At 44.0% G+C, this 14,999-nt stretch carries 11 protein-coding genes and 1 pseudogene; 8 read left to right on the top strand and 4 right to left on the bottom strand.

Going from position 1 to position 14,999, the window contains the following annotated elements; translation table 11 throughout:
- Window positions 1-459: 459 nt before the first annotated feature.
- Window positions 460-1,695 (top strand): acyl-homoserine-lactone synthase, encoded by a 1,236-nt coding sequence (locus BCT34_RS22750; protein ID WP_076652875.1) that lies wholly within the window; start codon window positions 460-462, stop codon window positions 1,693-1,695.
- The gene (locus BCT34_RS22745) at window positions 1,688-4,294 is read left to right on the top strand and encodes a hybrid sensor histidine kinase/response regulator (RefSeq protein ID WP_076652873.1); all 2,607 of its coding nucleotides are present in this window, start codon (window positions 1,688-1,690) and stop codon (window positions 4,292-4,294) included. Before BCT34_RS22750 ends, BCT34_RS22745 begins: the two co-directional genes overlap by 8 nt.
- 86 nt (window positions 4,295-4,380) lie before the next feature.
- On the opposite strand, the gene BCT34_RS22740 is transcribed toward BCT34_RS22745, so the two are convergent.
- A complete protein-coding gene (locus BCT34_RS22740; protein ID WP_076652871.1) occupies window positions 4,381-5,307 on the bottom strand; it encodes a LysR family transcriptional regulator in 927 nt (308 codons plus the stop codon).
- 130 nt (window positions 5,308-5,437) lie between these two features.
- Here BCT34_RS22740 and BCT34_RS22735 point away from each other — a divergent pair, with 130 nt between their 5' ends.
- Together BCT34_RS22735 and BCT34_RS22730 are read left to right on the top strand one after the other, a co-directional pair.
- Entirely contained in the window at window positions 5,438-6,226 is a 789-nt protein-coding gene (locus BCT34_RS22735) for a hypothetical protein (protein WP_076652868.1), read from the top strand.
- Window positions 6,227-6,368: 142 nt separating this feature from the next.
- Window positions 6,369-7,880: a DUF1214 domain-containing protein gene (locus BCT34_RS22730; RefSeq protein WP_076652865.1), complete on the top strand. Its 1,512-nt coding sequence runs from the start codon at window positions 6,369-6,371 to the stop codon at window positions 7,878-7,880.
- A 138-nt stretch (window positions 7,881-8,018) separates the two neighbouring features.
- On the opposite strand, the gene BCT34_RS22725 is transcribed toward BCT34_RS22730, so the two are convergent.
- Both BCT34_RS22725 and kduD read right to left on the bottom strand, forming a co-directional pair.
- Window positions 8,019-8,657 carry an RpiB/LacA/LacB family sugar-phosphate isomerase gene (locus BCT34_RS22725; RefSeq protein ID WP_076652863.1) on the bottom strand — a complete coding sequence of 213 codons (639 nt, stop codon included), beginning with the start codon at window positions 8,655-8,657 and terminating at the stop codon, window positions 8,019-8,021.
- A 63-nt stretch (window positions 8,658-8,720) separates the two neighbouring features.
- Window positions 8,721-9,468, bottom strand: a pseudogene (gene kduD / locus BCT34_RS22720) (2-dehydro-3-deoxy-D-gluconate 5-dehydrogenase KduD).
- A gap of 314 nt (window positions 9,469-9,782) precedes the next feature.
- On the opposite strand from kduD, the gene BCT34_RS22715 reads away from it, so the two are divergent.
- The 3 genes from BCT34_RS22715 to BCT34_RS22705 all read left to right on the top strand — a co-directional run bounded on the left by BCT34_RS22715 (window position 9,783) and on the right by BCT34_RS22705 (window position 12,603).
- Window positions 9,783-11,114 carry an MFS transporter gene (locus tag BCT34_RS22715; protein ID WP_076652859.1) on the top strand — a complete coding sequence of 444 codons (1,332 nt, stop codon included), beginning with the start codon at window positions 9,783-9,785 and terminating at the stop codon, window positions 11,112-11,114.
- Window positions 11,115-11,300: 186 nt separating this feature from the next.
- Window positions 11,301-12,182, top strand: a complete 882-nt coding sequence (locus BCT34_RS22710) for a DMT family transporter (RefSeq protein ID WP_076652855.1) — start codon at window positions 11,301-11,303, stop codon at window positions 12,180-12,182.
- Between the two features lie 175 nt (window positions 12,183-12,357).
- The gene (locus BCT34_RS22705; RefSeq protein ID WP_076652853.1) at window positions 12,358-12,603 is read left to right on the top strand and encodes a hypothetical protein; all 246 of its coding nucleotides are present in this window, start codon (window positions 12,358-12,360) and stop codon (window positions 12,601-12,603) included.
- 53 nt (window positions 12,604-12,656) lie between these two features.
- Here the strand turns inward: BCT34_RS22705 and BCT34_RS22700 are convergent, their stop codons facing one another.
- A complete protein-coding gene (locus BCT34_RS22700) occupies window positions 12,657-13,844 on the bottom strand; it encodes a GGDEF domain-containing protein (protein WP_076652850.1) in 1,188 nt (395 codons plus the stop codon).
- Between the two features lie 304 nt (window positions 13,845-14,148).
- Here BCT34_RS22700 and BCT34_RS22695 point away from each other — a divergent pair, with 304 nt between their 5' ends.
- The gene (locus BCT34_RS22695; protein WP_076652848.1) at window positions 14,149-14,937 is read left to right on the top strand and encodes a phytanoyl-CoA dioxygenase family protein; all 789 of its coding nucleotides are present in this window, start codon (window positions 14,149-14,151) and stop codon (window positions 14,935-14,937) included.
- Window positions 14,938-14,999: the final 62 nt, after the last annotated feature.

The following is a 14,999-nucleotide window of genomic DNA, read 5'->3' as shown; positions in this document are numbered from 1 at the left end:
AATTCACTATGCCACTACATACAACACTCATTAGTTAATTATATATTTGGGGTCGCCGTTATATTCCTTACAACCAACAAGGTGAATTCATGTGCATATGATTTATGAGATTGGTTCAAAAAATAGATATTTTACGTTATTTTATAAATTCAAAAGTTTATGCTCGACTTAACTCCACTTAAGGGAGGGAATGGGAACAGATAACACAAGGTGTTGATAGTAATGTATTTTATTCTTACGTAATTTAATCAAGATACGACAGGCCTATGTTGTTAAGGGACCGTGCAAGTAGTAGAATCCAGCCAGATTATGCAACTTATCCCTCACAAAATAGGCACAAATAAAGTTACGGCTAACTTGCTTCAAGTAACATTATTCTAAAAAACACTAAAAGTTTTGTGTCCTGTAGACAGTGCAGATCGAATAAAAATAATTATATAAACCTAGGCTAGGTTAAACATGAAATTAATGTCGTCTTTAGGCTCACTGTTGGCTAGCAGTCTGTCTATCGAATTAAAACAGCGAGCACTTATAGAGCTCGTCGTCAGCACTTATCAGACACAAGAACGCACAGAGCTTTTCCAAAATGTGACTGAGTATCGTAGAAGCCAATTAGAATTGCTTTTCCCGGAGCATCAAAACAAAAGCTATTCGCTGCTGTTTGAATTAATGGACTATCGCGATCTAATTCAACGCTATCCAAGTACGCTATCAGCAGAGATCATGTATCTTGAGGAAGCCGTAGGGCAATGCTATATGCATTGGCTAGATTTCTGGTGCGAATGCGAAATTTCTGCGATCAAAGCGAAATCACCCTTAGGCTCTGGGCCCCTTCCTCATGTCGACCTACCAATCAATGACAGCGCTTACTACGGTGCGATCATTGAACAGATCGAACATGAACCACTTTTGGTAAAAACACCGAGTCATCCTCAAGAAATGCCAATCAGCGATGCCATTACTTTGAGTAATCTTGAGGTGTTCATCAAAGGTGAGAAATGGTTTGAGATGTTGCCTTTATTGCACCTTTCACAGGCAGGTAAGCACTTTATTCTACTCAAACATCCAGTTGATGAAGCCTTTCCGACACTGGTTTCTTCAGCTCTAATTCAAGACTGGTCTAAGAATGATACTTGGCTCAGTTACGCACCACCATTCAGCAATGAGCAATGGCAATACTGTTTACCCAATTACGGCTACGATGAACTCGCAGGGTTACAACTTTTCACACCGCCGACACTATCAAAATGCTACTCTCTCCCAGAATTTGACCAACAATTCCAGTTACAATTATCCGACCAAAATGCCCTGTGTGAAGTGCTGCGTCTGACAGTCAGTGGTAACACCCAACAAAAGCTCTATTTCCTCTACCTTGCTCAAAAAGAGCTGATGAGTGTATTACACCAAATAGGCTACAAGATCGGCTTCACTATTATCGAGCAACCTTTCATGCTTCAGTTTTATCAAACCATTGATGCTAATGCGTACTTCCACGCAGGGTATTGTGAGTTAAATGATGATGGCACAACAATTTATCGCGGGTTCTGGAATTTCGAGATGATGGTAAAAGCATTCAATCATGTAGATTTTCGCAGCTACAAACGTGCAGTGCGAGAGAGCAGGAAACTAGGTTCACCAGAAAAATCATGCTCGGCAGAAAAACCAAGCTCGCTAAGAAAGGATGAACATGTTTGATTTCGGTCTAGAGGCCCTCATCTATGCAAAAGCAATCACGCTGCTTGGAACCGTGGCTGTGGTTGTTATGTGGTTGTTCTATTACTGCTATCGCCTGAAACAAAAGAACGAAGCGATCGCGGGGACACATCATGCCCCTTACATCGCCTATTCGATCTGTATTGTTGCGTGGATCAGCAGCAACGCTTATTTCCATACCGACTTATTACCAGAGCTTGGAGCCTCCGCCGCTGTGTTCGCGGCAAAGTTTGCCAACCTAGCCTCTTTCTTTGCGTTTGCGTTTGCCTATTACTTCTCGTGCAAGCTCGCAGCCGAACAACGGAATGGTAAAGTTCATGCGTGGCAACAAGCCATTTTCGTTACTTTGACCGTCTACTCTTTCTTTATCAATTTAAGCCCGGGGTTAACCGTCGAACACGTCACCATTGCTGGGCCAAACCAGTTCGTGATTGAGTTTGGCCCTCAAACACCGTACTTCTTTATCGGAATGGTTAGCTTTGTCGTCCTAACACTGTTTAACCTTGTGGCCATGCGTGCCAATAGCAGTAAGCTTACCTTAGCCAAAACCAACTATATGATCGCAGGTATCTTGGTGTTCATGTTGTCGACTGCGACAATCCACCTTGGTATGACTTACTTCTTGCGTGATTTTTCACTTACTTGGTTACCACCAGCCTTGTCGATCAGTGAGATGTTATTCGTTGGCTATGCGCTGCTAACCTCGCGTTTCTACAGCGGGAAATACCTTGCATACATGAGCCTAAACGCGCTGTTAGTCTGCGCTATTTTGGTGATTCCTTTTGGTGCGATATTTATCCCGCTGACAGACGATAGCCAGTGGCTGGTTGCTATTCCAATCTGTGCGATTATCGGGATCACTTGGCATGTTCTTTACAAGCGAGTAAGCCACTACGCCTCCTTCTTTGTCTACGGAAACAAGAAAACGCCAGTACAGCAGATCCTCTCGCTAGAAGACGATTTCAAGCTGTCGATTGATGATGCAATGCGCCGATTAGGTAGCTTATTGCAGATTCCAGAAGACAAATTGCGCCTGGTGAACAGCAACTACAACGAAACCTTCTATGAAGACTACCTGTCTACCAACAAGTCCGTTTTAGTATTCGATGAACTGTCTCAGGAGCTCGATTATACCGCGCCAGCCAAGCGCTCTATCAAAGCTTTATATGACAAGATGAGTTCGAACGATACCGCCTTGGTGATGCCTTTGTTTGGCCAGGGGAAATCGGTCACACACTTGTTAGTATCGTCACATAAGAGCAACGACAAGATGTTCTCTAACGAAGAGATCTCTGCTCTGCAAACCTTGTTAACTCGAGTTCAAAGCACCATCGAAGCCGATAGACGCGTCCGCCAAAGCCGCGCCCTAGCTAACTCTATCGCTCATGAAATGCGTAACCCGTTGGCTCAAGTACAGTTGCATTTTGAGGTGTTAAAGCAGCACATTGATAACCAAGCCCCAGTTAAGAAAATTCTACAAGATATCGAGAATGGCCAAGCGGCAATTCAACGTGGGCGCCAACTGATTGATATCATCCTGCGCGAAGTCAGTGACAGTACGCCAGAACACGGTCCAGTGACCATGACCTCTATCCACAAAGCCGTGGATCAAGCCGTAAGTCACTATGGCTTTGAGAATGAGAAGATCATTGAGCGCATTCGTTTGCCGCAACAAGAGGATTTTGTCGCAAAGCTGAATGAAACCTTATTCAATTTCGTCATTTTCAACCTGATACGCAACGCAATCTACTACTTTGATTCTTACCCAGAGAGCCAAATTGAGATCAGCACCAATACAGGCCCCTATGAGAACGCTCTTATATTCCGAGATACCGGTCCAGGCATCGACGAAGCCATTACGCATAAGATCTTTGATGACTTTTTCTCCTATCAAAAAAGCGGTGGTAGTGGCCTAGGGCTTGGCTATTGCCAACGAGTGATGCGTTCATTTGGCGGCCGAGTAGAGTGCCACTCTAAACTTGGCGAGTTTACTGAGTTCCACCTGTATTTCCCTGTGGTTCCGAATGCACCCAAAGCAGATGCACTTCGTACGCCTTACTTCAATGATTGGAAACACAGTCAAACCGCAACTGAAAACAAAGCGAATACAGAAGCTAAACCAAACAACCAAGCGAAAACACACAGTTCAGGCCCCACAAGTGCGCAAGCCCCAGAAAGCCATTTAGCTCCAACCGTGCTTATCGTCGATGATAAAGAAGTACAACGCACGCTGGTTCAGATGTACTTAAGCCGACTGGGCGTCAATAGCTTGCAGGCCAAAAATGGGGCAAATGCTATCGAGCTATTCAAATCACATAAGGTCGATTTAATCTTAATGGATGTACAAATGCCGATAATGAATGGCTTTGACGCAAGCCAAATCATCAAGGCACGCTCTCCTCAAACGCCAATCATTGCTTTGTCTGGCGAATCAGGACAACACGAGTTAGATATGATCAGCAAGTTGATGGATGGTCGCTTAGAAAAGCCAACCTCGTTGAACGCACTGCAACATGTGCTCGACAACTGGCTTGAGAAAGGCTGGGCGTCGGATGCTTCTAAAGAAACAGAAAATGAATAGCTAACAACGAATCAAAAATGCCCTCAAGAGATATCTTGAGGGCATTTTTTTCAGGCTCATTGAATGAAAAAAAACACAGCTAAAGTTTACTGATGCTTGGCTTCTGTCATCGCAGTTTCGATCAAATCCAGTAACCATTTGTACTTAGCTGAGTGCTGGTTTTTCTTATGAAGATAGGCGAACACCTCCATCTCCTCGGTCCCCTCTTCCAGTCCTTCAATCACAATTGAACGCAATACACCTTTATGTTGTTCAATCACCGGAGGCATACAGGGGGCAATAGTATTGGAGTGCTTGATCGTTTCAATTAGCGCAATAATAGAAGTCGTTCGCAGCGCCATGTTAATGGTCTTACCTTGGCTCAAAACTTCCTCTTCCAACCGTGAATGTTTGTTTTGGTCAAAATAAGCAAGGTCAACATGAGCAAATGGGAACGACAACAAATCATCAATCGTTGCGATGGACGCCTTGAAAGGATGATCGGCTCTTACCGCCAATACAAACTTTAAGGTCACGAGAGGCACGGCAATGATCTCGGCAGGCAGACTCTCGGCTTCGAAGTGGATAACAAAATCAACCTCGTCGTTCTTAAGTCTTTCCAACGAATTTTGAGAACTCGTATGGCTTATCAACCTTGAAAGTGGACTTTCCATTACGAGCTGATGAAAAAGAGCCGGTGTTAACCAAGGCAAAATATGAGGGTTCGCCTCTATCTTAAAGTCTTCGCTTAATTCGGCAGGAGTAAACTGCTTACCTTCTTCTATCGCCGCAACTAAACCGTCCAGTAGTGGAAAAACACGTCGATACAGATCCTCAGAATAAGGCGTCGGGAGAAACTGCTTATTGGACAAGACAAACAACTCCTCACTTAACGATTCCTTAAGCTTTTTAATGCTTTGGCTTACCGCCGGCGTCGAAACAAACAGCTTTTCGGCTGCTTTTCGCAAGCTTTTTTCTTGATATACCACCACAAACACTTTCAGTAAGTTCAAATCAACATTGTTCAGTTTCATACCAAAACCATAAACCATTGCTTAACGAATGATTAAGTTTATATGAATTAACTTAACGATTTCCACTTTGTATAGTTATCCCACCTTCACGCAACACACGGATGTAGTGAGATAAACTTATGAGGCATCAATGTTATTACAACGTTCAATTCTTTCTCTAACTCCTTTACTTCTGGCAAGTGCCGCCTTTGCGGAAGAAACCGAAATTCAAGATATGTCAGATCCGTTAGCCGTCTATACACAAGGTGGCTTCGGTTACACAGACAAAGGCTTAAATCTGAAAATCGGGCAAACCTACGACACTGGTAGTGATACAACCATGGGTATGAATGTCTTGGAAATCAAAGGCATTGCTGGTGAAGCCATTGGTTGGAACAACCGAGGCGCAGATGACAGTATCGATTCGATTCGTTTCAGAAACTTCGGCGTAGACTTAACCAATGGCCGAGGCACTCAAGTTGATATGTCTTGGGATTTCGATAGCAACCAAGGCAGTGCGTCTTACAGCTTTATTCAAGCATTGCCACAAATGGGCATGTTTAACTTCTACCCACTCGCGGGTGTCGGTATCGCTGCGGGCGAAGAATTGGTTAAAGGCACGGGAGGCGATCTCGATGCAGACCAGCTTAGTGACCGATATAACATGCACGGTACTTTCTACGTGGCAGGTATGTACGCCAAAATGCAGCTCACAGACAAGATTTGGCTGAACTATAACCCTATGTATTTAGGCACAATGTCAGGGTCTTCAACATTCAAAGATCATGGCTTTGAGGGCAGTGATTCTGTACTCGCACATGAATTTGCAGCGAGCTATCAAATCAATCCAAGAGCCAACGTTCGTTATTTCGCAAACTGGACAGAAAATACAAGTATCGAAGACGGTGATCACCGCATCGAATTTAACTATCAGTTTTAAGCCGCCATTCTCTGCTTGGATGAGCTCTTTCAGTTTGAACCAATGATTTCTGTTTGGCGAACTGTTTCAGCTTTAACGAGCTTTATCAATTTCAACGAGCTACTTCAGTTTTAGCGATAATTTTGAGTTTTTGAGGACACATATGAACCTAATATCTAAAGCCCTTATCGGTACGTTCACTTGCCCACTACGATCGACAGCGATGCTAGTTTCTATAACAGCCTTGTTTTCTGCAACGGCGATAGCTGGGAACAATGACACGACAGAAACTATTCAAACACGTGCAGGTGACTTTACTTTCGAAACCGACTTTCTTCATGGCATTCCAACACAAGCAAGCTCAGAGAAGCTGTTTGAATTGATGGATTATCAACGAGCGTCGCAAGCGTACATTTGGTCAGTACCTTTAGTTTCGAATTACGCATGGAAACAAGCGTATGCCAACATGGGCGCAGAAGATGGCCAAATCACCTACGTAGAGTCTCATGAATCTAAACTGGGTGGTTTAACTTACAACACCTCTACGCCGTATGCGATTACCTGGTTTAACGTAGAGAAAGAGCCCGTAGTGATTGAGATTCCGACAGACGAATTACGTGGTGCAGTGCACACCATGTGGCAAATTGGCATTTCTCAAATGACAGAGCCGGGTGTCTACGTTGTAAAAGCAAAAGGTTCTGAAACGCCGCGTAACCTTCCAAAGGGCGCTAAGGTATTTGAGTCTGACACGAACAATGTTTTCTTCGGTGTTCGCTTAATGGCGAAGTCAGAACAACAGCGTATGAAAGATTTAGAAGCGCTAAAAATCACAGACCTGAGTGGCAAACTACTTAGCAATAACGGTGTGAACTTCCCTGAGCGTGGCGAAGACGCCAAACACCCGCGTGGCATGGCATTTTGGGAAACACTGAATGAAGCAATACAAGCTGAGCCAGTAGCCGAACGCGATCGTATGATGCACGACATGCTACGCCCACTAGGTATTGAAAAAGGCAAAGCATTTACCCCATCAGCTCAGCAGCGTGACATCTTAGAACAAGCTGTCGTCATGGGTGAAGCCATGGTCAAAAACATCGACTTCAACAAAACCGAACGCCTGCCACACGCGGCTTATGGTAAAGAAGGGAATTCGTGGGAGATCGCAACGGCTTCAACACCAAACCAAGAACGTCACTATGGTATGGACCTTGATGGACGTGCGGCTTGGTTTTATGAAGCAGTGACTAACGACATTGCAATGCACGGTTTTGAGAATGGTGGTTGGGGTCAGATCTACTTAGACAACTACCGTGATGACAATGGAAAAGGGCTTAATGGCAGCAATCACTACACTCTGACACTGGATGGAGATGTAAACTTCGCCGATTTGTTCTGGACCATCACTGTCTACAACGTTGAAAACCGCGCTATCATCGACAACGACATTGAGCGTGCTGATGTGGGTTCAAACATCGAAGGGACAGTTAGAGATGCAAAAGGCAATTACACCTTCCATTTCTCGCCAACTAAACCAGCAGGTGTGAACGAAGCTAACTGGGTGCAAACCCGAGAAGACGAAAACTGGTTTGTCTACTTCCGTGCTTACTCACCAAGTAAAGCATTTGTAGAGCAGCAGCCTGAAACCTTGCTGCCTAACTTTAAGCGTGTGAACTGATCATCTAAAGCAAATCGCGGATGACTTATCCACACCTTTAAAAACTTTCAGGCTCACAGAGCAAAACAAAAGAGGAGCCTTAGTGCTCCTCTTTTATGTTCTATTTAAATCTAACAGCCAAGTAAGGCCTTGATAAAATTAATCTAAAAGTGAACGTACGTAATCTGCAATGTCTGGGTTTTGACAATGGTCAAAGAAGCATTGTTGGAAGCGCTCGCTACCAACCGCTGTTTTTACAAGCTCTTGGTCGATTGCTCTTAACGAGTCAATAAAGTTATCTTTTACCACCGCCGCTTTCACTTCATTCAAAATAGCTGCATTGCGCTGCTGTGGCTCTGCTCTCTCCAGAGGGTAACCTTGGCCACGCTCACCGGTGAAAGCCTTTTCGAATATATAACGGATATTCAGCTCACCAGCCCAGCCAAAGCCTTTAGCAAAAGCGAGGGCGATAGCATTGCCGTTGTTGATTTGGTTAAACAAGAAAGCATCTGATGGCTCTAGGCAGTATCCACAAACGACACCCGGATGCAGATTCAGTGACATCAAAGCACCTTGGCCTGTACCACAACCCGTCACAACAAAATCCACCGCCTTTGAATTGATCAGAATGCTCGCCATGATACCGAGATGAATATAAGTTAAGTGGTGATCGTTCTCGTCAGTCATGCCTAAGTTGAAAACATCATGACCAAGACCACCAGCCACCGACTCTAACTCAGCTGAGACCATGGCATTTTTGCCGGCTTGACTGTTTTCCATCATTAATGCGATTTTCATTTATGTTCTCCTGCAAGATTGCTGCAAATTTAAAATTCTTAACCGTGTTTGTTACAAGAGCAGTTAACGTGCTAACCACCCCCCATCGACAGCAATGGTGTAACCGTTGATGTAATCCGATGCTGATGATGCTAAGAACACACAAGGGCCTGCGATATCCTGTGGTGTACCCCAACGTTCGGCAGGAATACGCTCAAGAATCGCTTGATTGCGCTCAACATCGTCACGTAGTGCTTGAGTGTTATTCGTTTCCATATAGCCAGGGGCAATCGCATTGACATTGATGTTGTCGCGCGCCCATTCGTTCGCCATCGCACGTGTTATTCCCATCACAGCACTCTTTGAGGCCGTATAAGAAGGCACGCGAATACCACCTTGGAATGAAAGCATTGATGCGATATTAATGATCTTGCCGCCAGTGTCTTGAGCCTTGAATTGCTTCGCAACCGCCTGAGACATAAAGAAAACGGTCTTCGTATTGACGTTCATTACGTCATCCCAATTTTGCTCTGAAAACTCAATCGCGTCTTCACGGCGGATGATGCCAGCATTGTTGACCAGGATGTCGACTTGACCAAACTCAGCCAAAGTTCTCTCTATAATGCCAGGAATACACTCTTGCTTTAGAAGGTCGGCACGTACGTCTAAAAACGCATGACCCGCAGCACTCATTATCTCAACGGTCTCTTCAGGCTCGCTACGGTTAACACCAACAACCTTACAACCAGCTTCAGCTAAACCCATTGCAATACCTTGTCCAAGGCCAGTATTACAACCAGTCACTATCGCCTAAACTAAATGACTCTAACATCTGTTCGCTCGCTCAATTACGTTTGGAATTGTGGCATATCGTTACCACCACTCAATTAAATCATACAATACGATATTAAACGAGACTGACGTTAAAGAACTTGGATCAAAACCCGTTGAACAAATTGAAACGAATACAACAAAGTAAATGGACAGGGTGCGTGATTTGAAGAAGGGTAAACCGGTAACCGTTTAGGAATATAGAGCCCGTAAATTATCTAAAACAGATATTTCAGGTATTTGGCAACAATCCGATGATTTAAAAGGCTAAACGGTATATACATAATAATGTGTTATTAAAAGTACTGAATTATCATGACGCTCAAAGAAATCCTGAAAATCCTCAACGTCCGCTACTTCTTAATGTTTCGAAGCAGCTACTTTGCGCGTTTTTACTACCCTATATTCACCCTACTCTATTTAGATTACGGGCTAACTCTCTCTCAATTCGCGATGCTTAATGTGGTTTGGGCTGCCACCATCGTGCTTGCTGAAGTGCCGTCGGGCGCGTTCGCTGATACCTTAGGCCGTAAGAAATTGGTGGTACTGTCTTCGATCGTGATGTTTGTTGAGATCGCGATGATCGCCTTAGTGCCCACCGGAACCCCCAACTTGGTATTCATTGTCTTTCTGATTAACCGGATTCTCAGTGGCTTAGCGATGGCTCTGGCCAGCGGCGCCGACGAAGCACTGGCTTACGACACGTTAAAAGAGCAAGGCAACGAAGAGTTGTGGCCGCGAGTTCTGCAAATTCAGCTTCGTGTCGCTTCAACCGTAGGTATCTTTGTCACACTGATCGGTGCGGCGATGTACGATGTGAACTTTATGACGAACGTCTTTCATTTTCTCGGATTATCCGAGCCAGAAAGCACTAAAGATCTCATGCGTATTCCTGTGTTCGCCACCTTATTTGTTGCGATGATCGCCATCTATGCCGCGATTAATATGCGCGAAGAGAAAAAGGTGATGCCAAGCGGCCAAACCAAATTGGCGACCACCATTGCAAGCCTTAAATTGACGATCAATGCGGGTAAGTGGGTATTTGCTACACCATACGTGCTGTTCATCTTGCTCTACTACAGCCTATTCGAACACACCTCGCGGATGTTCCTAACCATGAACAGCCAATACTATCTGGCCATCGATATTCCTATTATCTATTTCGGCTTTATTGGCGCGGGTATAAGCTTGCTTAAGATAATATTGGCGGGGCAAAGCCGAAGATTAGCGGAGAGCATCGAGCCTAAAACCTTTATTGTGGTTATGGGACTAGCAAGCATGGCGACCTATTACTGGATCAGTTTAGGTTGGTCGATTTACGGAGTCATTCCAGCACTGGTGTTAATCTTTATCATCATGACGATGAACATTTTCATCAGCTACCATCTGAACAAAAAGACCGAATCGCACAACAGAGCCACCGTTTTAAGCTTTAAAGGCCTGATGTTTAACCTTGGATACGGCCTGATCGGTATTTTGTATGCGTATTACTATAAGTTGGTGTCTCAGGGTTACACTGAGCAAGAGGTAGAGCAGAACCTTGCCTTTTTGGCTTCACTATCTTCGTTTTTCTATTACTTCACCTTACTGTTCGTTTCGATCAGTGCCCTGTTCTATTTTAAGAACAGAAAACAGGCGATTTTCTAAACAACCTATTAATGTCGTGTAACGAGCAAAATGGATCCGCTAAGATTTACAGCGTGCTCCCTTCGAACTGGCTTCAAAACTGAATATTCACTTCAGCTGACTATTGCTTATTAAAAGAACAAGTCGCTTCTTATTTGGTTTTGTTTGTTAATATAATCAATGAATTAGATAACATATGGACACGTCATGTCTTTTAGTTGGATAGCCTTTACTCTTCTTGCTGCCTTTAGCCAATCTTGGCGCAATGCCTTTCAAAGCAAATTAAGTGGCACCATGAGCGTGGCTGGTGTGACGTTGGCGCGCTTTATTTGGGCGGGGCCAATCGCCCTCATTTACCTCTACGCCCTCTACCAATGGCAACCTGTATCCACTCCTGTTTTTTCGGGAGAGTTTGTTTTCTACATTATTGCAGCAGCCGTTATGCAGATCCTCGCTACTGGCTTAATGGTGATGCTATTTAAGCTCGAAAACTATGCGATCGGCGCAGGCTTAGCTAAGTGTGAAGCTCCCGTTTCTGCGGTGCTATCCGTGTTGTTTTTTGGTACCGCTTTAACGGTGACAGGTTGGGTCGGTGTGCTTATTGGTACTTTAGGCGTACTAATAATGAGTAGCGCTTCTGGCTGGCGAAGCTTGTCCCCGAAAGTGTTCTTATTAGGTATGGCTTGTAGCACCGCCTTTGCTTTGACGTCTCTTTGGGTGCGGGAAGCAAGCTTGATCATTGGGTTACCCTTCCCTCATAGCGCCGCTTGGGTTCTGTTTCTAGTAATTACTCTTCAGACATGCATTATCTGTACGTATCTTTTCTTCATGGAACGAGACACGTTGCGCCAGATATTCAAGAAGTCGAGATTGGTTGTCATGACAAGCTTAGCCAGTGTGATTGGTTCTCTTGGTTGGTTTAGCGCAATGTCACTTCAAGCCGTGCCTTATGTGAAAACGCTGGGGCAAGTTGAGGTAGTCTTTATGGTGTTGATATCCTACTTCTGGTTGGGGCAAAGCATCGCCCGCAAAGATATTCTCGCACTCGTCTTACTCTCTATCGCAGCGGTATTGGTGATGTGGCAGTGAGTTGAACATCGCCATACTTGGCATTCGGTCAAAGAGAACTTGTAAATTATATCCAACCTAAACGTTCATCCACCGCACAAATACTACGATGGCGTAAAATGATAAGAACTACCCCCACATAATTTTTATAGTGCATATATCAGCTATTAGTCATTACCCAATAGGATACAGCCAAATGAAAACATTCGCTCAAATCGCACTAGCAACAATCGTATTTACAACCTCACTAATGGCATTCGCAGAGCCTGCTGCGACCAACCAAGCACAACTAGAGGCGTCAAGCACAACAGTGAAGCATGAAGGAATGACCGTGACGCTAACAGATAAACATTTTACGTCAGCAGAAGAAACTGAAGCCACTGCCTCACAGAAGTTAACGCAAAGCCAAAAAGCAGACTCTGCGCCACAGCCAACAATATAATGGCTGTATCAAAATAGTGGCGGGGCAAACTAACGCATAAAGACCTGTCATCATCAGGCAGTGACGAGATCGTTAATATGACTAGGACAAATTGAAGTCATATTGCGACCGTTTGTTTTCGCTTGATACAAAGCTTTGTCGGCTCGGCTAATAAACTCATCCCAATTCTCATGTGGGTGAAGCTGAGCAACACCGAAACTCGACGTCAGGAACATCTCGTTTCCTTGCACAGCTGAGAGCTCTGAAATAGATAATCGAAGCTTACAAGCAATAGTCTGTGCTTGTGAGAAGTTAACATTGGGCAATAAAATCATTATTTCGTCTCCGCCAAAACGAAACGCACTGGCTGTTGGCGATGTTTTTATCACACTTTGAACCAACTCAGCAGAAGACTTGATGACGAGATCACCCACAATGTGCCCGTGTTGGTCATTAATCGACTTAAAATTATCAATATCCATCATAATGGCACTGAAAGGCGTAGTACCTGCCTTCTTCATGATAACTGGAACCATTTCATCTAATGCTCTGCGGTTTCCAAGTGTCGTTAAAGGATCGCTGTAGGACAACTCATGAATAGACCTAAGCAATCTTGCATTTATCAACCAGAGCATTGTGAAGCTCATCGACACGATAAGAACAATACTCACTAAAAAGGCAAGTTGATGAATGAGCGCGGCCGTCATGAAATCATGTAACTCAGAGGAAAATAACGTCACCAATACTCGGAAAGCCATAAACCCACCATATACCAAAAATGACAAGGCCATCATCCGAGTAGCTAACTGCAAGTCATCGCGTTGACCCTTTAATACAGCAAAGGCAGTGCAAAGAGTCACAAAGGCCAAATATAAACTAATGAGGATAATTCGAGCCTTGATGGAAGGTTCGTAGTAGGTGAAGTGAATAAAACCTAGCAGAAGAGCCAATATCATCAAACTGCTGAAGTAGGTGCATTTCAAGGAATACTCTCGGAACAGGCATAAACTGTACAAAGCGAGATGAAAACCAAGCGCAATGACCGTATTGGCACCAATAACAGTAATCCAATCCGGTAACTCCCCTCTTAGGCTCAACATCAACGGCCCAGTTCCAATAACAAAGATTGAAATAGAAAAGATTGAAAGCCCTTTAATGGGCTGTTGGGTAAATTGGAACAGCAATAAGCCGATACAGTAAATGAAAGAGAACAAAATAATAATAAAATTCAGTGTTCTCATATCTAGCGAAAAACCATCCATGATTTACTCTCTTCCCTAAGCCATTCAAATCACAATATGGTCAATAATTATCGAAATTATAAATTTATTCACCATATGAATCATTGCGCTTTATAAAATAAGGGATGTGTCACATATGGGGACATCTGTATCGCATGAGTCCATGACATAGATAAGCATGTAAAACTCGCCCACACATGGCGTTATAGCATCACTGAATCTACAGGCTTCTGCACTCGTTACTTGGTTGAATCACTCGTGTCTGGCATTATGCGCCCAAGAAATCTGTGGTGATTGCACGACAATAAATAAACGAAGGTAGTCAGTGGTAGAAAACAGCCAACAATTAAGTGACCGTTACGAAAAACACGGTTACTTTGTTCTCAGAAATTATGTCGATGAAGCTCAAATTGCATCGCTAAGAAAAGTCGTGCTGAAATTCCACGAATCTTGGAAAGCAGACAACGAAGACTTCTATCAAGAAGAAGCATTTAACTCGTCTTTGATTACGGGAAGTGAGTATTTGCCAACCGAGGATCGAAGTGTGCTTTTCAACTTCATCAGCTCAAAAAAAGTGATGGAAGTTGTCGATGCAGTGATTCCGAACAAACCGGCATTCATGAATACACAGCTGTTCTTCAACCCGGTAAACCCACAACAAAAAGACTTCTGGCATCGTGACTGTCAATACGACTACGATATTGATGACCAAATGAGAGTCATCATGGAAACCCAAGTATTGCATCTGCGAGTGCCCCTTTTTGATGAACCCGGTATGGAGCTTATCCCTGGTACACACAAGCGCTGGGACAACGAAGAAGAGTACAATGTTCGCCAGGAAGAAAATGGCAAAGTGAGCAGCGATGCTATCTCCGGAGGCAAACAGATACCGTTGGCCGCAGGCGATTTATTGGTGTTTTCAGCGGATATGATCCACCGAGGCCGATATGGTTTGGATCGTTTGGCTTTAGATATTTTGATCTTTGATTCGGCGGCAGACTATGTCGACTACGTTGATGACGACTGTTTACCAACACCAGCTATGTTGTGCAATATTACCGACCCAAGATTGTTTATGAACACGCTAGATTTGAAATCAATGGCATGTTCTTAGGCTGAGTTGAGTATCGTGCAGCCCTTGATTCACGTATTTAATAGGCTTTGTTGCGTAATTCA

Origin of the sequence: Vibrio sp. 10N.261.45.E2 (genome assembly GCF_002875705.1) — a bacterium.
Lineage (GTDB): Bacteria > Pseudomonadota > Gammaproteobacteria > Enterobacterales > Vibrionaceae > Vibrio.
This window is presented reverse-complemented; position numbering and strand designations above follow the sequence as displayed.